Origin of the sequence: Lichenibacterium ramalinae, assembly GCF_004137085.1 — a bacterium.
GTDB lineage: Bacteria > Pseudomonadota > Alphaproteobacteria > Rhizobiales > Beijerinckiaceae > Lichenihabitans > Lichenihabitans ramalinae.
Genome location: NZ_QYBC01000016.1, coordinates 99,258 through 115,988, shown reverse-complemented (window position 1 = coordinate 115,988; position 16,731 = coordinate 99,258). Strand labels below are relative to the sequence as shown.

Genomic DNA, 16,731 nt, shown 5'->3' with positions numbered 1-16,731 from the left:
CCCGCGCGTCCGCCGCGGCGCGGTCATGACACTTCTCGAAGCGCGTGACCTCGTCGTCCGCCTGCCAGTCGAGGACGGCGTCGTGCATGCCACCCAGGGCGTGTCGTTCTCCGTCGCGGCCGGCGAAGTGTTCGGTATCGCCGGCGAGTCCGGTTCGGGCAAGAGTGTTCTGACGCAGGCCCTCACCGGGCTGATCAGGGGGGCTCAGGTTTCGGGAAGCGTGACCTTCCAGGGCCGAAACCTGCTGCGCCTCGCTGCGCGGGACCTCTGCGGCTTGCGCGGATCCCAGATCGGGATGATCTTCCAGGATCCGCTTTCCAGCCTTCACCCCTTCCATACGATCGGCCGGCAGATCGCCGAGGTGATCCACGTGCACGAGCGCGTCGGCGGTGCCGAGGCACGTCGGCGGGTGGTCGCCATGCTGGACCGTGTCGGCATCGCCGACCCGGACAAGCGCTTCGACGACTACCCCCATCAGTTCTCCGGCGGCATGCGCCAACGCGTGATGATCGCCATGGCGCTGGTGCTCAACCCGCCGCTCGTCATCGCGGACGAGCCCACCACGGCGCTCGACGTCACGGTCCAGGCCCAGATCATCTCCCTGCTGGACGAGATGCGCCGCGAGCGCGGCACGGCCATCGTGCTGATCACGCATGATCTCGGCCTGCTGTCACGCATCGCCGACCGGGTCATGATCCTCTACGCCGGGCAGCGTGTCGAGATCGCGCCGAGCCGAAGCCTCTTCGCGCAGCCGGCCCACCCCTACACGGCGGCCCTGTTGCGTTCGTCCCCAGGACACCATAGCCCCGGTGGCGAGATCGCGCCGATCCCCGGCCGCCCCCCCAGCCTCCTGGTGCCGTCCCGGGCCTGCGTGTTCGCGCCGCGCTGCACGGAAGCGATGCCGATTTGCGTCGCGCGCAAACCGCCGCTGCGCCTGTTCGACGATGGCGCTCGCGCGCTCTGCTGGCTCGAGGATGGCGCCCGAGCACCGGCTCCGCGAACCCCGGCGGGCGCGCCGCCTCCCCGGCCCTCCCGAGGAGGGGAGGCACCGATCCTCGAGGCCGAGGGTGTCCGGTTGTCCTATCCGACCGGCCGCCTCCTCGGCGGCCGGGGTCGCCACGAGGTGCTGCGCGGGATCGACCTCGCGCTGTGGCGGGGTGAGACCCTGGGGCTCGTGGGAGAGAGCGGCAGCGGCAAGTCCACGCTCGCGCAGGTCCTGGCCGGCCTCGTTCCCACAACGGGGGGACATGTGACATTCGAGGGCAAGCGGCTCGACGGCCTCGACAGCCGAGGCTGGACGGCGTTACGCCGTCAGGTGCAGGTCGTCTTCCAGGACCCGTTCGGATCGCTCAACCCTCGCCGGCGTGTCGGCGCGATCATCGGCGATCCTTTCCGCATCCACGGCCTTGCGAAAGGCCAGGCGCGCAAGGCCGAGGTGCGCGGCCTCATGGAGATGGTCGGTCTCGACCCCGAGCACTACAATCGGTTTCCGTCCGAGTTCTCCGGGGGGCAGCGGCAACGGATCGGCATCGCCCGGGCCCTCGCCCTGAAGCCGAGCCTCGTGATCCTCGACGAGCCTGTCTCGGCGCTCGACGTTTCCATCCAGGCCCAGATCCTGAACCTCCTCCGATCCCTTCAGCGCGACCTCGGCCTGACCTACCTCTTCATCTCCCACGACTTGGCGGTGGTGCGGCATGTTTGCGACCGGATCGCCGTGATGCGCGCCGGCGAGATCGTGGAACTGGCCGACACCGAGGACATCCACGCCCGGCCGGGCCATCTCTATACCCGGATGCTCCTGGGCGCCTCCCATACGGCGCCGATCCCGGCTGCCGTCCATACGCGGCGCCTCGTCGAAACCACGAACGAGGTGGCGACATGAGCGTTGCGCCGACGGGCGACGCGGCATTCGACGCGGTGAGACAGGCCGAAACCCGCGACGAGGTCGTGCAGCGCGGATCCGCATCACTGACGCTCCGGCGTCTGCGACGCGACAAGGCGAGCATGGGGGCACTCGCCTTCATCGTCGTCCTCCTCGCCTTCGCGTCCGCCGCGCCCTTGGTCGAGGCCTGGACCGGCCATTCACCCATCGCCCAATACCGCCAGTCGGGAATGACCGCGATGGGCCTGCCGGTCGGGCCACGTGCCGAGTTCCCTCTGGGAACCGACCATCTCGGACGCGACGTGCTGGTGCGGCTCGCCTATGGGGCTCGCGTGTCGCTTCTCGTGGGCGTGTTCGCCTCTTTGGCGGCCGCCACCGTGGGCCTTTCGGTCGGGGTCCTGGCGGGGTACCTGGGCGGCTGGGTCGACGTGGTGCTCAGCCGGGCCATGGACCTGGTCATGAGCGTCCCCTTCCTGCTCTGCGCCCTCGCCCTCGTGTCGGTCTGCGGCCCCGGCCTGTGGCTGAGCGTCGGCGTCATCGTCTTCTTCACCTGGACCACCATGGGTCGGGTCGTCAGGGCGGAAGTGGTCTCGCTGTCGCGTCGGGATTTCGTTCGCGCCAGCCGTTCGCTCGGGGCCGGGCCGCTGTCGATCATGGGCCACGACATCCTGCCCAACCTTTCGGTGCCGATCATCGTCTACACGACCTTGATGATCCCAAGCGCCATCGTGTTCGAGGCGACCTTGTCATTCCTCGGCCTCGGGATCGTTCCGCCGGCCCCCAGCTGGGGCGGCATGCTTTCGGACGCGGCCGCCAACGGCATCTATCTCGTGGCCTGGTGGCTCGTCGTGGTCCCTGGCGCCGCCCTGCTGATGACGACCCTCGCCTTCAACATCCTGGGCGATGGGCTGCGCGACGCCCTCGACCCCAAGCCGCGTCCGATCCGGCGCGCGTCCTGGCGCGGGGCACCGCCATGATCCGCTTCCTCGCCGGCCGTCTCGGCTTCGCCGCGCTGGTTCTCTTCTGCCTGAGCGCCTTCGTGTTCCTCCTCTTCTTCGTAGCCCCGGGAGACCCGGCCCGCATGGTGGCCGGCGACAAGGCCACGGAAGCGCAACTGATCCAGATCCGGAGCAACCTCGGCCTTGATCGCCCCATCCTGGTTCAATATGCGAGCTTCCTCTCCCGTGCCGCCACGGGCGACCTCGGCTTCTCCTATCGCAACCAGCAGCCGGTGGCGTCGCTCATCCTGAACCGCATCCCGGCCACCGTGTCGCTCGTCGTGGGCGGCACTCTCCTCTGGCTCGCCATCGGCATCCCGATCGGCGTCATGTCCGCATGTCACGTCGGCGGCCTCCGGGACCGGATCGGGCAATCCTTCATCCTCATCGGCCTGAGCTTCCCGACCTTCGTGCTCGGCATGATGTCGCTCTACCTGTTCTACTTCCTGCCCCGGCAGGCCGGCTTCACCCTTTTCCCGCCAGGCGGCTACAAGCCGCTGCTCGCCGATCCCCTCGTCTGGGCTTGGCATCTCGTCCTTCCCTGGACGACCCTTGTCCTGGTCACCGCCGCCATCTACGCGCGCCTGACGCGCGGCCAGCTCCTCCAGGTGCTCGGGGAGGACTACATCCGCACGGCCCGCGCCAAGGGTCTGTCCGAACGGGTGGTCGTCTACCGGCACGCCTTGCGCGCGACCTTGACGCCGCTCGTCACGCAGCTCGGCGCCGACATCGCCCTCCTTCTCGGGGGCGCCATCGTGATCGAGCAGGTCTACGGCCTGCAGGGCGTCGGCGCCCTTGCGGTGCAGGCGGTCAAGAACCAGGATCGGCCCATCATCATCGGCGTGGTGCTGCTGGGCGGCCTCTTCATCGTCATCGCCAATATCGCGGTCGACCTGCTCTACGTGGTGCTCGATCCTCGCTTACGCTGAGGCTTCAGACGAGGACGCTGCGATGATCCTTTCCGAATATGTGATTCCCGGCATGCGGGTGCGCGACCACCGCGTCACGGTTCCGCTCGACTGGAGCCGGCCGGACGACGGCCGAACGTTGGACGTGTTCGCACGCGAGGTGGTCAACCCGGAACGCGACCGCGATGCCTCCCTGCCGAAGCTGTTGTTCCTGCAAGGGGGACCCGGCGGAACGTCGCCGCGGCCGGCGGCCGGCGGTCCGCCTTGGCTGAAGGAAGCCCTCGCGACCCACCGGGTGATCCTGCTCGATCAACGCGGCACGGGGCGCTCGAGCCGCATCGAGGCGCGACACATGGCTGCCTTCGCCGATCCCGAAAGGGCGGCCGACCACCTCTGCCTGTTCCGTGCCGACAGCATCGTCCGCGATGCCGAATACCTTCGCACCACGGTCTTCGGCGGCACCCGCTGGGAGACGCTCGGGCAGAGCTACGGCGGCTTCGTGACGATGACCTACCTGTCCTTCGCTCCCGAAGGCTTGTCGGCCTGCTACGTCACGGGCGGCCTGCCGGGGCTGAGGGCCACGGCCGCCGATGTCTACCGTCGCACCTTTCCCCGGGCTCGCCGGAAGACGGAGCGTTTCTACGAGCGCTATCCCGACGACCGCGCTCGCATCGGCCGGGTCGCCGACCTCCTCGCCGCGCGAAACATCCGCTTGCCCGACGGCGATGCCCTCACGGTCCGTAGGCTGCAGATCGTGGGCATCGACTTCGGCATGGCGCCGGGGTTCGAGAACGTCCACTGGCTGTTCGACGAAGCCTTCTCGGACGCGGCGGAAACGCGGCTGTCCGACCATTTCCTGTCGCGTGTCGCCGCCCTGACCTCCTACGACGGCAATCCGCTCTACGCCGTGCTTCAGGAAAGCATCTACGGGCAGGGCGAAGGCGCAACAGGCTGGGCCGCCGAGCGCGAACTCGCCGCCCATCCGGACTTCGCCCCGCAGCACCGACCGCTCCTGTTTCCGGGCGAGATGATCTATCCCTGGATGTTTCAGGACATCCGCTCGCTACGACCGTTCGCGGCCGCCGCAGGAGCGCTGGCGGCGCGGCCGCGCTACGGGGCGCTCGTCGATCCCGGGCGGCTGGCCGCGAATGCCGTGCCGCTCGCCGCCGCCGTTTACTTCGACGACCTTTACGTCGATGCCGAGCTGTCGATGGACACTGCGGAGCATCTCGGCAACGCCGAGGTATGGGTCACCAACGAATACGAGCACGACGGCCTTCGCGCGTCGCCGGCCGTCTTCGCGCGCCTGCGCGACATGGTGCGCGACCGCGGTGGCCCGCTCGCCGCCTGATTTCCCTCCAGAACCGATGAGCCGATGGAATCCCTCGCGCCGCAACCCGTCCCGACGATCACCGACGATGAACGCCGTGCCCGGCTGGTTCGGCTGCGTGCGGCCATGGATGCGGGAGGCGTGGCTGGCCTGCTCCTCGGTTCCACGGTGAACCTGCGTTACGTCACGGGCCTCGTGTGGCACCCGAGCGAGAGATTGTGCGGCGCGCTGGTGACGCGGGACAGGCTCATCTACGTCGTCCCCGGCTTCGAAGCGTCGCGGGTCGCGACCCTGCCGCATCTCGAAGGCGAGGTCGCCGTGTGGGAGGAAGAGGAAGATCCTGCCGACCTCGTGGCACGCCTCATGGGCCCTGGGCCGTTGGCGCTCGACGAGAAGCTGCCGTTGTTCGCCTATCATGGCCTAGCCCGGGTCCTAGGGGCCGAGCGTCTCAGGGACGGGGGGCCCCTCGTGGCGATGCTGCGCCTCCGGAAATCGGCCGCGGAGATTGCCTTGATCCGGCACGCCATGGCGGTGACGCTGCAGGTGCAGGATGCGGCGCGCGCCGCGATGCGGCCGGGGATCAGAGCCTCGGAGGTGATTGCCCTCATCGACGCGGAGCATCGCAGGTTCGGGGCCGATGACGGCTCGACATTCGCGATCGTGTCCTTTGGCACCGCGACGGCGCTGCCACATGGTGCCGACGGCGATCAGGTCCTCGGACCCGGTGATCCCATCCTGGTCGACACGGGCTGCCGCTTCGACGGCTACCATTCCGACCTGACCCGGACCTACACGCTCGAGGTGCCGAGTGCCGAAATCGGGCGGATCTGGGCGATCGAGCGCGAGGCGCAGGACGCGGTCAAGGCGGCGGCGCGCCCCGGCGTGTCCTGCGCCGCTCTGGACGAGGCCGCGCGCGACGTGCTGGCCTTTCACGGTCTCGGGCCGGACTACCGATTGCCCGGCCTGCCCCACCGGACGGGCCATGGCCTCGGTCTCGAATGTCACGAGGCGCCTTACATCGTTCGCGGCAACGGCCTGCCTCTCGCTCCCGGCATGTGCTTCTCCGTCGAACCGATGATCGTCGTGCCGCAACGCTTCGGGATCAGGCTGGAAGATCACATCGTGATCACCGAAACAGGAGCACAATGGTTGACGCAACCCGCTTCGGCAGCTTTCGAGCCGCGGCCGACGGCCGACGGCCGACTCGCCTCGAGACCGCTTCTCACGCTGATGTCGGCCGAGACGCCGGCAAGCGGTCGGGGCTGTCGAAGGAGGTGATCGCCGGGGTTGACGAAGCCCTGGAGACCGATCCCACGGCGGAACCGGGACAAAGGCCTTCCCGGGTGGCGCCGTGGACAGCTAAGCTGGCGCGCAAAGTCACCTCGCAGGCGACATCGTCGTAGATGGAGCGTCGGCTCAATGACCAGCCCGGAGTTTACGCCGCAGAGCTGGCAGGGCACCAAGCGGCACGATGACGCGAAGCCAATGGATCTACGTCGCTTCCCATGTGCTTCCCAATCGCGATTTCTGGAAAGCAACAAGGAGCTAAGTCATTGGTGCCGCAAGAGGGATTCGAACCCCCGACCCCCTCATTACGAATGAGGTGCTCTACCAGCTGAGCTATTGCGGCGCCGGTCCAGGGCGGAATGTGCCGTGGATGGAGGGAGGAATAACAGATCGGGGCGGCTTGGCAAGCGAAACCCTGGTGGCGCGCTGCCGTGGTGCGGCCGCGGCGCGGCGGGCTGGCCCCGGCGGGGCGACGTGGTAGGGTGGGGGGATGGATCAGGATCATCCCCGCCAGCACCACGATATCGGCGGCGTCCCGGCGTTCATGTGCCGCGAGGTCGACACCGAGCCCCATGCCCTGTCGGACTTCGACCGCGAGGTCGATGCCCTGCGCCAGATCCTCGGCCAGAAGCGCGTCATGTCGGTCGACGAACTGCGCCGGTGCATCGAGGCCATCCCCGAGGCGGACTACCACCGCCTGAGCTATTACGAGCGCTGGATCCGGGCCATCGCCGATCACCTGCTGCGCCAGGGCACCGTCACGCCGGACGAGCTGCGGGCGGCGCTGGAGCAGGGCGGGTGAGCGGCCGCTTCCAGCCCGGCGCCGCCGTGCGGGTGCGCGACGCCTGGCCGGAACGGCAGGGGCCCGTGCATCTGCGCACGCCGCACTACCTCCGCGGCCGGCCGGGGCGCGTCCTGCGCAGCCTCGGCGCCTTCCCCAACCCGGAAGACCTCGCCTTCGGCCGCCCCGCCGCCGCCGTGCCGCTCTACCACGTCGCCTTCGACCCCGGCACCCTCTGGCCCGATGCCGCGCGGGACGGCGACCTCGTGGTCGAGGTCTTCGAACATTGGCTGGAGCCCCGCGCATGAACCACGATCCCGCCGGCCTCGTCGACGCCGAGGGCGGGCGGCTGCTGGCCGCGCTGCGCCACCTGCTGGCCGAGAAGGACATCGCCACGCCGGGCGAAATCGCCGAGCGCATCGCCGCGACGGAGCGGGCGTCGCCGCGGCTCGGCGCCGCCATGGTGGCCCAGGCCTGGTGCGACCCCGCCTTCCGCGCCCTGATGCTGGCCGACGGCACCGCGGCGGCCGAAAGCCTCGGCATCGCCATGCGCGGCCTGCCGCCGCTCGGCGTGCTGGAGAACACCCCGGCGCTCCACCACCTCGTGGTCTGCACGCTGTGCTCGTGCTACCCGCGGGCGGTGCTGGGCTACCCGCCCTTCTGGTTCAAGTCCGCCGCCTATCGCGCCCGGGCGGTCCGCGATCCCCTCGGGCTGCTGGCGGAGTTCGGCACGCAGCTGCCGGCGGGCCAGCGCGTGCGCGTCGTGGATTCCACCGCCGATTACCGCTGGATGGTGCTGCCGCTGCGCCCGGCCGGCACGCAGGGGTGGAGCGCCGAGCGCCTGGCGGCGCTCCTCGATGCCGGCGACCTCGTCGGCACCACCGTGCCGACGGCCCGGGAGCGGGTCTGATGGGGGCGGGCGCGATGGGCGAGGGAGAAGGCCAGCCGCAGGGCGAGCTGATGGTGCGGACCGTCGCCATGCCGGCCGACACCAATGCCAACGGCGACATCTTCGGGGGCTGGGTCATGTCGCAGATGGACATCGCCGGCGGCATCGCGGCGGTGGACCGCGGCCGCGGGCGCGCCGTCACGGTGGCGGTCGACGGCATGACGTTCATCCGTCCCGTCAAGGTCGGCGACGTGCTCTGCGTCTATGCGCGGCTCGAGCGCGTCGGGCGGACCTCCATGCGGATCGGCGTCGAGGCCTGGGCACGACGCTTCCGCACCCGGGCGCGCGACAAGGTCACGGCCGCCACCTTCACCTTCGTGGCCATCGACGACGAGGGCCGCCCACGGCCGGTGCCCGAGGCCTGACGGCGCCGGCGCCCGGCGCTCACGAGATCTCCTGGATCAGCTTGCGCACCAGGGCGCGGCCGAAGCTGTCGAAATCCTCCGCCACCGCCACGAAGCTGTTCGGCCCCCCGGCGACGTTCTGCCGGTAGTAGCCCTGGAGCCCGCCGGGCGGATGGGTGTGGGCCACGAGATAGGCCGGCCCCGTGCTGTCGCTGAGGATGACGATGCCGTTGATGGCGGTGACGCCCCGCGCCAGGGCGTCGTCGCGCGCCGCCTGGATGTCGGGGCCGCCGTTGCTGTCGCCGTCGCCCGACACGTCGATGATGCGCCGCTCGGCGGCGAAGGGCGCGGCGGGGAAGAGCGCGGCCGAGAAGGCGAGCGCGGCGCCGATGGCGGTCCGGTCCGCGAAGGAGCGCGGGGCCGCCGCCACCGCCGCCCCGAAGGCCCGGGCCTCCTCGCCGTCGCCGATGGCCGTCCACGGGATGACGAGCCGCTGCGAGGACGCGCCGGCCCATTCCACGAAGGCCACGGCGATGCGACGGTGGGGGCCGGACGCGATGGCGCGCAGCACCTCGGGGTCCGACATGGCGGCCGCGTAGCCCTTGCGCTGCAGCTCGTATTTCTCGTCGGTGATGGAGCGCGACACGTCCGCCGCCAACACCAGCAGCAGGTCCACGCTCGGCGCCTCCGTGCGGGGGCCGGCAGGCGGGTCGGCCGGCCAGGCCGGCGTGGCGGCGAGGCCGATCAGCAGCATAACCGCACCCGTCCGCCGCATGGCCGCCTCCGGTGACGCGGCGCGCCCGCCGGCCCGCCGTTCCGCCCAGCAGAGACCCCCGGGCGGGCGCCGTCAACCGCCCGCCGTCAGCCCGGGAACAGCCGCGCCTCGATGGCGGGAAAGCTGCCCTCGACGTAGAGGGCGCCGGCTTCGGCGAGCGCCCGCTCGTGCTCGGGCTCGATGTGGCTGCCGCCCGTGAATCCGATCGGCGTCATGCCGGCCGCGACGGCCCCGAGGACGCCGAAGCGGGAATCCTCGATGACGACGCAGCGCGCCGGGTCGACGCCCATGCTGGCGGCGGCGAACAGGAACAGGTCCGGCTCGGGCTTGCCCCGCGCCACCTGGCTCGACGAGAAGATGTCCTCGCCGAAGAATTCCGACAGGCCGGTCAGCCGCAGCGAGTTGCGGATGCGCTCGGGCCCCGACGAGGAGGCCACGCAGCGCCGCACGGTGGGATGGCGGCGCAGGAAGTCGGCCAGGCCCGGCATGGGCTTCAGCTCCGCCTCGAACCGGTCGCGGATCGCCGGCCAGATGCGGGCCGAAACCTCGAGCGGCACGTCGTGCCCGGTCTCCTCCGCCACCTTCAGCATGATGTCGGCCTGCTTCATGCCGAAGTAGCGCGCCACCATGGCGTAGGTGGCGGGCACGCCCGCCTCGTTCAGCACCGACACGACGCCGCCGATCGACAGCACCTCGCTGTCGACGAGCACGCCGTCGCAGTCGAACACGATCAGGTCAGGGGGCATTCCGGGTCCTCTCGTCCGCTCAGGTCTCGTCGCCCCTCTTCGCAGGTTCGGCCCCGGCGGGAAAGCGCCCGCGGTTGCCTCTGCGGGACCGCGCGTCTAAGAGCTTCGGGCAGCGGTCGGCCAGGGCGGACCTCGCGAAGGTCCGTCGCCCGATCCGTCGCCCGACCCGTCGTCACGACTCCCGGAAGCTCCCGCATGCAGGCCCGCGTCTCCGTCACCCTGAAACCCGGCGTCCTCGATCCGCAGGGCAAGGCCATCGAGGGGGCGCTGCACGCGCTCGGGCACGGCGCCGTCGAGAGCGTGCGGCAGGGCAAGGTCTTCGACGTCGCCCTGAAGGCGACCGACCGGGCGGCCGCCGAAGCGGAACTGCGCCGGGTCTGCGAGGCGCTGCTCGCCAACACCGTCATCGAGGATTACGCCATCGCCTTCCCGGGAGAGCCGGCGTGAAGGCGGCGGTCGTCGTCTTCCCGGGCGTCAACCGAGACCGCGACGTCGCCCGTGCGCTGAAGCGCGCTTCCGGCCACGAGCCCGCCAGCGTGTGGCACACCGAGACGCGGCTGCCCGAGGGCACCGACCTCGCCGTCCTGCCGGGCGGCTTCTCCTATGGCGACTACCTGCGCTGCGGCGCCATCGCGGCGCGTTCGCCCGTCATGGACGCGGTGCGGGCCCATGCCGCCCGGGGCGGCCGGGTGCTGGCCATCTGCAACGGCTTCCAGGTCGCCTGCGAGGCGGGTCTGCTGCCGGGCGTGCTGATGCGCAATGCCGACCTCCACTTCGTCTGCCGCCTGCAGCACCTGCGCGTCGAGCGGGCCGATACGCCCTTCACGCGCGCCTATGCCGCCGGCCAGGTCATCGCCGTGCCGGTCGCCCATGGCGAGGGCAACTACGCCGCCGACGACGACACCATCGCCCGCCTGGAGGGCGAGGGCCGGGTGGCGTTCCGCTATTGCGGGCCGGAGGGCGACCCCGGCCATGCCGCCAGCCCCAACGGCTCGCGCAACCACATCGCCGGCATCTTCTCGGAGCGGCTCACCGTGCTGGGCATGATGCCCCATCCCGAGAACGCCATCGAGGCGCTGGCGGGCGGCACGGACGGCAAGGGCCTGTTCGACAGCCTGATGGGCTGAAGGCGGGGCCCCGGCCCGGCAGGCCGGAGCCGGCGCCCGGCCGACACAATCGCGCCACCGATGTGGCGCGGGCCGCCGCTGTTTAAGGTTGCATCAATCCCGAACCGTTAGACTTGGACACAAGGTGAGGATCGGCGTCGTCGACGCGCGCTCCTCCCCGCCGGCCTGTGGCCGCGGCGGCGTGTTCAAGAGGATGCGGGACGTGGTGAAACGGATCAGCAGATCGCCCCCTCGGGCCAAGGCCGCAGCGGCGGCCGCGCCCCCGCGCCAGGCGCTGGCGCTCGACGCCGCGCTGGACCTCAACGCCGCCGGCCAGTTGCGCGCCGCGCTGCTGGCGTTGCGCGGCGCCGACCTCGCCCTCGACGCTTCCGCGGTCCACCACCTGGGCGCGCAATGTGCCCAGGTCCTGGCCTCGGCCGCCGCCACCTGGGCCGCCGACGGCGCCGCCCTCACCATTCCGGTCGCCTCCGAGCCCTTCGCCCACAGCCTGCGGCTGCTCGGCCTCCAATCCATCCTGATCCCCGAAAGCATCCAGGCATGAGCAAGACGGTCCTCACGGTCGACGACAGCCGCACCATGCGCGACATGCTGAAGGTGGCGCTGACCACCGCCGGCTACACGGTGATCCAGGCGGAAGACGGCCAGCACGGGCTCGACGTCCTGGCCGGCTCGCAGCCCGACGTCATCATCACCGACATCAACATGCCGCGCCTCGACGGCTTCGGCTTCATCGAGGGCGTGCGCGGCGACAGCCGCATGCGGGCCGTGCCGATCCTGGTCCTGTCCACCGAGAGCGACGTCGAGAAGAAGCAGCGCGCCCGCGCCGCCGGGGCGACGGGCTGGATCGTCAAGCCCTTCGACCCCGTCAAGCTCGTCGACGCCGTTCGCCGCGTCGCGGCCTGATCCTCGGCACGTAACAAATCGGGGGACCCCGCGTGGACGCTTTGGCCGAGATCAAGCAGACCTTCTTCCAGGAATGCGAGGAACAGCTCGTCGAACTCGAGACGGGGCTGCTCGCCATCGAGGCGGGCGACCACGATTCCGAGGTCGTCAACGCGGTGTTCCGCGCCGTCCACTCGGTCAAGGGCGGGGCAGGGGCCTTCAACCTCACCGACCTCGTGCACTTCGCCCACACGTTCGAGAACGCGATGGACCTCGTGCGGGTCGGGCGCCTCGCCCCGGCGCCGCCGCTGGTGCGGGTGATGCTGCGCGCCGCCGACATCCTGGCCGACCTCGTCCGCGCGGCCCGGGCCGACGCGCCCCACGATGCCGCCCGCGCCGCCGCGGTGGCGGCCGAGCTGACCGCCTGCTGTGCCGAGGCCGCCCCCAAGGGCGCCAAGGCTACCGCCGTGGGAAGCGTGGCCGCCGCCGCCCCGGAGCCCGCCGCCGACGACGCCTTCGAGTTCGTGCCCCTGGCGGTCGACCTGTCGGACTTCGGCGACCTCGCGCCCATGCCCGGGCTGAACCGGTTCCGTATCACCTTCCGCCCGCGGCCCGAGCTCTACGCCAAGGGCAACGACACCGTCATCCTGATGCGCGAGCTCGCGCTGCTCGGCGACGCCCTCGTCACCTGCGACACCGGTGGCCTGCCCGGCCTCGCCGACATCGACCCGGAAGGCGCCTATTTCGGCTGGACCGTGATGCTCGAAACCGAGCGCGACGAGGCCGCGGTGCGCGAAATCTTCGATTTCGTCGAGTGGGACAGCACGCTGGAGGTCGAGCCCGTGGCGGCGCCGGCACCCGCCGAGCCCGACGAGGAGGAGTTCGTCTTCGAGCCGATCCCGCTGGACGAACTGCCCGACCTCGGCCCGCCCGACCTCGATCCGCCGGCCCCCGCGCCCGGCGAGGCCGAGCCGTCCCAGGCCGTCGTGGTGCCGCTGCGCGCGGCCGAGCCCGCCGCCGTGCCCGCCGCCGCGGACGCCGCCACCGAGCATCGCCCGGCCGCCCAGGCCTCGCCCACCATCCGGGTCGACCTCGACCGGGTCGACCGCCTGATCGACCTCGTGGGCGAACTCGTCATCAACCAGGCCATGCTGGCCGAGCGCGTCAACGAGGCGGGGCTGGCCCGCATGTCGCAGGTCGCGGTCGGGCTCGACGAGCTCGAACAGCTGACGCGCGAGATCCAGGACAGCGTCATGGCGATCCGCGCCCAGCCGGTGAAATCCGTGTTCCAGCGCATGCCGCGCCTCGCCCGCGAGGTCGCCATGCAGGTCGGCAAGAGCGTCCGGCTCGTGACCGAGGGCGAGAACACCGAGGTCGACAAGACCGTGATCGAGCGGCTGTCCGACCCGCTGACCCACATGATCCGCAACGCCATCGACCACGGGCTCGAGCGGCCCGAGGTGCGCCTCGCCGCCGGCAAGCCCGAGGAAGGGCAGGTGCGTCTGTCCGCGCTGCACCGCTCGGGCCGCATCGTCATCGAGATCTCGGACGACGGCGCCGGCATCAACCGCGAGCGGGTGCGCGCCATCGCGGTCGAGAAGGGGCTGATCCCGCCCGACACCAAGCTCACCGACGAGGAAACCGACAACCTCATCTTCCTGCCGGGCTTCTCCACCGCCGCCACCATCTCGGACATCTCGGGCCGCGGCGTCGGCATGGACGTGGTGAAGCGCTCCATCCAGGCGCTCGGCGGCCGCATCTCCATCGCGTCGGTGCCCGGCAAGGGCTCGACCTTCACGATGAGCCTGCCCCTGACCCTCGCCGTGCTCGACGGCATGGTGGTGACGGTGGCGGGGCACACGCTGGTGATCCCGCTGACCGCCATCGTCGAGATCCTGCTGCCCAAGGCCACCGAGGTGCACGGCTTCGGCGGCAATGCCCGGGTGATCGGGGTGCGCAACGGCTTCATCCCGCTCGTCGACGTCGGCGAGGTCATGGGGTTCCGCGGGTCCCTCGAGGACGCCCGCGCCGGCGTCGCCCTGCTGGTCGAGATCGAGGGCGGGGCCCGCAGCGCCCTGCTGGTCGACGCCATCCAGGGCCAGCGCCAGGTCGTCATCAAGAGCCTCGAATCCAACTACGGCCACGTGCCGGGCATCGCCGCCGCCACGATCCTCGGCGACGGCCGCGTCGCCCTCATCCTCGACGTCGACACCGTGGCGGCCGCCGGCTCCCGGGTCGGCAGCCCCGACCTCACCCTCGCACTCGCAGGCTGATCGCCATGAACGAAGCCCACAAGACCGACGGCGCGGCCTCGCGCGAACTGATCTCCTTCCTGATCGGCACGCAGGAATTCTGCGTCGACATCATGTCGGTCCGCGAGATTCGCGGCTGGACGCCGGCGACGCCGCTGCCTCATTCGCCCGGCTACGTGCGCGGCGTCATCAACCTGCGCGGCGCCGTCCTGTCGATCGTCGACCTCGCGGCCCGCCTCGGCTTCCCGCCCACCGAGCCCTCGGCGCGCGCCGTCATCATCGTGGCCCAGGTCGGCCACCAGGTCGTGGGCCTGCTGGTCGATGCCGTGACCGGCATCCTGACGGTGACATCCGACACCGTGCAGCCGACCCCCGACGTCGCCTCCGACATGGCGCGCAGCTTCGTCACCGGCGTGCTGGCGGTCGACGGCCGGATGATCAGCCTCATCACGCTCGACCACGTGCTGCCCGCCGCCGAACGGCAGGCCGCATGAGCGCTGCGCTGAACGTCCCACGGTCCAAGGCCGAGGGCTCGCGGACGGACAGCATCGTCGAGGGGGAGTTCGTCTTCCGGGCGGAGGACTTCCGCCGCATCGCCGCCATGCTGCACGCCGACGCCGGCATCTTCCTGCCCGAAGCCAAGTCGACGCTGGTCTATTCGCGGCTCGTGAAGCGCCTGCGGATCCTCGGCCTCGAATCGTTCCGCGATTACTGCGCCTTCCTCGACGAGGCGGGCGGCGCCGACGAGCGCCAGCAGATGATGGCGGCGCTGACCACCAACGTGACGCGGTTCTTCCGGGAGCCGCATCACTTCGAGCACCTGCGGACGACCGTGCTGCCGCCGCTGCTCGAGGCGGCGAAGCGGGGCGGGCGCGTCAGGATCTGGTCGGCGGGCTGCTCGAAGGGGCACGAGCCCTATTCGCTGGCCATGACGGTGCTGTCGCTGATGCCGGACGCCGCGGACCGCGACGTGCGCATCCTCGCCAGCGACATCGACCCCAACGTCGTTGAGGAGGGGAGGGCGGGCCGCTACGACCGCGGCGCGCTCGACGGCGTGCCGCCGGCCGAGCTCAAGCGCTTCTTCCGGCCGGATGGCGGCCGGGGCGAGTCCGGCTGGTTCTCCGCCACGGACGACATGCGTCGCCTCGTCGCCTTCCGCGAGCTGAACCTCATGGGGCAATGGCCCATGGCGGGGCAGTTCGACATCATCTTCTGCCGCAACGTCGTCATCTACTTCGACGAGGCGACCCAGGCCAAGATCTGGGAGCGCTTCTCGCAGAAGCTGCTGCCGGGCGGCACACTGTGCATCGGCCATTCGGAACGGCTGTCGGGCAGCGCGCAGTCGCGCTTCACCAACGTCGGCATCACCATCTACCGCCACGCCGGGGGGAAGGGCGCATGAGAAAGAACCGCGTCCTCGTCGTCGACGATTCGGCCAGCATGCGCCAGCTCATCTCGGCGGTGCTCAACGCCGAGCCGGACCTCGAAGTGGTGGGCCATGCCGCCGACCCGCTCGAAGCCCGCCAGGCCATCAAGGACCTCAGCCCGGACGTGCTCACGCTCGACGTCGAGATGCCCAACATGAGCGGCATCGACTTCCTCGAGCGGCTGATGCGCCTGCGGCCGACGCCCGTCATCATGGTGTCGAGCCTCACGCCGCGCGGCGGCGAGATCACCACGCGGGCGCTGGAGATCGGCGCCGTGGACTGCGTCACCAAGCCCGGGCTCGGCGAGCTGCGCCCCTTCGGCGACCTCGCCGACAAGGTGCGCATGGCGGCGGGCGTGCGCATGCAGCCCGGCAGCCCGGCATCGGGCCGCGGTGCGCCCGCCACCGCCAGCGCCGGACCGGCCGCCGCCTATGCGCCGAACGGGCGCATCGTGGCGATCGGCTCCTCCACGGGCGGGGTCGAGGCCCTCACCGCCGTGCTGACGACCCTGCCGGCCGACTGCGCCCCCGTGGTGGTGACGCAGCACATGCCGCCGCTCTTCACCCGCAGCTTCTCCGAGCGGCTCGACAAGCTGTGCCTCGCCACGGTGGCGGAGGCGACCGACGGCGCCCCGCTCCTGCCCGGCCGCATCTACATCGCGCCGGGCGGCCACCAGCACCTCGAGGTCACCGGGCGGGCGGGCCCGCGCGGCGCCGGCCCGCCGCGCTGCCGCCTGCGCGAAGGGCCGCCGGTGAACGGCCATTGCCCGTCCGTGGACGTGCTGTTCCGCTCCGTCGTCAAGGCCGCGGGCGGGGACGCCGTGGGGGTGATCCTCACCGGCATGGGGCGCGACGGGGCGGATGGGCTGCTGGCGATGCGCAACGCCGGCGCGGCGACGCTGGGGCAGGATGCCGCGAGTTCCCTCATCTATGGAATGCCGAAGGTCGCGTTCGAGATCGGCGCGGTGGACCGGCAGCTGCCGCTCCGGCGGATCGGCGCCGAGATCGCCAGCCTGACGAACAAACTGGACAGGACGTAACGCC

At 71.0% G+C, this 16,731-nt stretch carries 19 protein-coding genes and 1 tRNA gene; 17 read left to right on the top strand and 3 right to left on the bottom strand.

Translation table 11 applies throughout. The annotated features are described in order from the left end of the window. The first annotated feature begins 25 nt into the window (after positions 1 to 25). The 5 genes from D3272_RS18670 to D3272_RS18650 are packed head-to-tail and all read left to right on the top strand — an operon-like array spanning position 26 to position 6,396. Positions 26 to 1,882 (top strand): dipeptide ABC transporter ATP-binding protein, encoded by a 1,857-nt coding sequence (locus D3272_RS18670; RefSeq protein WP_129220723.1) that lies wholly within the window; start codon positions 26 to 28, stop codon positions 1,880 to 1,882. Beyond that, positions 1,879 to 2,859, top strand: a complete 981-nt coding sequence (locus D3272_RS18665) for an ABC transporter permease (protein WP_129220722.1) — start codon at positions 1,879 to 1,881, stop codon at positions 2,857 to 2,859. Before D3272_RS18670 ends, D3272_RS18665 begins: the two co-directional genes overlap by 4 nt. Then, the gene (locus D3272_RS18660; protein ID WP_129220721.1) at positions 2,856 to 3,809 is read left to right on the top strand and encodes an ABC transporter permease; all 954 of its coding nucleotides are present in this window, start codon (positions 2,856 to 2,858) and stop codon (positions 3,807 to 3,809) included. The genes D3272_RS18665 and D3272_RS18660 overlap by 4 nt, the downstream gene beginning before the upstream one ends. A gap of 22 nt (positions 3,810 to 3,831) precedes the next feature. Beyond that, entirely contained in the window at positions 3,832 to 5,139 is a 1,308-nt protein-coding gene (locus D3272_RS18655) for an alpha/beta fold hydrolase (protein WP_129220720.1), read from the top strand. Positions 5,140 to 5,163: 24 nt separating this feature from the next. Then, positions 5,164 to 6,396: a M24 family metallopeptidase gene (locus D3272_RS18650; RefSeq protein ID WP_129220719.1), complete on the top strand. Its 1,233-nt coding sequence runs from the start codon at positions 5,164 to 5,166 to the stop codon at positions 6,394 to 6,396. Between the two features lie 276 nt (positions 6,397 to 6,672). On the opposite strand, the gene D3272_RS18645 is transcribed toward D3272_RS18650, so the two are convergent. Beyond that, a tRNA-Thr gene (locus D3272_RS18645) sits at positions 6,673 to 6,748 on the bottom strand. A 147-nt stretch (positions 6,749 to 6,895) separates the two neighbouring features. Between D3272_RS18645 and D3272_RS28210 the strand changes: the two genes are divergently transcribed. From D3272_RS28210 to yciA, 4 genes are read left to right on the top strand one after another with little or no spacing between them, the layout of a single operon-like run. Further along, entirely contained in the window at positions 6,896 to 7,207 is a 312-nt protein-coding gene (locus D3272_RS28210) for an SH3-like domain-containing protein (protein ID WP_129220718.1), read from the top strand. Then, complete coding sequence (locus tag D3272_RS28205; RefSeq protein WP_129220717.1) at positions 7,204 to 7,494, top strand: SH3-like domain-containing protein; 291 nt, start codon at positions 7,204 to 7,206, stop codon at positions 7,492 to 7,494. The genes D3272_RS28210 and D3272_RS28205 overlap by 4 nt, the downstream gene beginning before the upstream one ends. Next, a complete protein-coding gene (locus D3272_RS18630; RefSeq protein ID WP_129220716.1) occupies positions 7,491 to 8,096 on the top strand; it encodes a nitrile hydratase subunit alpha in 606 nt (201 codons plus the stop codon). The genes D3272_RS28205 and D3272_RS18630 overlap by 4 nt, the downstream gene beginning before the upstream one ends. Then, a complete protein-coding gene (gene yciA / locus D3272_RS18625) occupies positions 8,096 to 8,500 on the top strand; it encodes an acyl-CoA thioester hydrolase YciA (RefSeq protein ID WP_245496666.1) in 405 nt (134 codons plus the stop codon). Before D3272_RS18630 ends, yciA begins: the two co-directional genes overlap by 1 nt. A gap of 19 nt (positions 8,501 to 8,519) precedes the next feature. Here yciA and D3272_RS18620 read toward each other — a convergent pair whose 3' ends face one another. Further along, positions 8,520 to 9,254 carry a DUF1194 domain-containing protein gene (locus tag D3272_RS18620; protein ID WP_207210257.1) on the bottom strand — a complete coding sequence of 245 codons (735 nt, stop codon included), beginning with the start codon at positions 9,252 to 9,254 and terminating at the stop codon, positions 8,520 to 8,522. A gap of 86 nt (positions 9,255 to 9,340) precedes the next feature. Next, positions 9,341 to 10,000 carry an HAD family hydrolase gene (locus tag D3272_RS18615; protein WP_129220715.1) on the bottom strand — a complete coding sequence of 220 codons (660 nt, stop codon included), beginning with the start codon at positions 9,998 to 10,000 and terminating at the stop codon, positions 9,341 to 9,343. A 195-nt stretch (positions 10,001 to 10,195) separates the two neighbouring features. Between D3272_RS18615 and purS the strand changes: the two genes are divergently transcribed. The 8 genes from purS (at position 10,196) to D3272_RS18575 (ending at position 16,727) form a co-directional block, all read left to right on the top strand. Then, positions 10,196 to 10,447 (top strand): phosphoribosylformylglycinamidine synthase subunit PurS, encoded by a 252-nt coding sequence (purS, locus tag D3272_RS18610; protein ID WP_129220714.1) that lies wholly within the window; start codon positions 10,196 to 10,198, stop codon positions 10,445 to 10,447. Next, the gene (gene purQ, locus D3272_RS18605) at positions 10,444 to 11,127 is read left to right on the top strand and encodes a phosphoribosylformylglycinamidine synthase subunit PurQ (protein ID WP_129220713.1); all 684 of its coding nucleotides are present in this window, start codon (positions 10,444 to 10,446) and stop codon (positions 11,125 to 11,127) included. The genes purS and purQ overlap by 4 nt, the downstream gene beginning before the upstream one ends. A 202-nt stretch (positions 11,128 to 11,329) precedes the next feature. Next, positions 11,330 to 11,668 (top strand): STAS domain-containing protein, encoded by a 339-nt coding sequence (locus tag D3272_RS18600; protein ID WP_245496665.1) that lies wholly within the window; start codon positions 11,330 to 11,332, stop codon positions 11,666 to 11,668. Continuing rightward, a complete protein-coding gene (locus D3272_RS18595; protein ID WP_129220712.1) occupies positions 11,665 to 12,030 on the top strand; it encodes a response regulator in 366 nt (121 codons plus the stop codon). The genes D3272_RS18600 and D3272_RS18595 overlap by 4 nt, the downstream gene beginning before the upstream one ends. A gap of 32 nt (positions 12,031 to 12,062) precedes the next feature. Then, on the top strand, positions 12,063 to 14,282 hold the full coding sequence (locus D3272_RS18590; RefSeq protein ID WP_129220711.1) for a chemotaxis protein CheA: 2,220 nt from the start codon (positions 12,063 to 12,065) through the stop codon (positions 14,280 to 14,282). A gap of 5 nt (positions 14,283 to 14,287) precedes the next feature. Continuing rightward, positions 14,288 to 14,755 (top strand): chemotaxis protein CheW, encoded by a 468-nt coding sequence (locus D3272_RS18585; protein ID WP_129220710.1) that lies wholly within the window; start codon positions 14,288 to 14,290, stop codon positions 14,753 to 14,755. Next, complete coding sequence (locus tag D3272_RS18580) at positions 14,752 to 15,663, top strand: CheR family methyltransferase (protein WP_129220709.1); 912 nt, start codon at positions 14,752 to 14,754, stop codon at positions 15,661 to 15,663. Before D3272_RS18585 ends, D3272_RS18580 begins: the two co-directional genes overlap by 4 nt. After that, the gene (locus D3272_RS18575; protein WP_129220708.1) at positions 15,660 to 16,727 is read left to right on the top strand and encodes a protein-glutamate methylesterase/protein-glutamine glutaminase; all 1,068 of its coding nucleotides are present in this window, start codon (positions 15,660 to 15,662) and stop codon (positions 16,725 to 16,727) included. Before D3272_RS18580 ends, D3272_RS18575 begins: the two co-directional genes overlap by 4 nt. Positions 16,728 to 16,731: the final 4 nt, after the last annotated feature.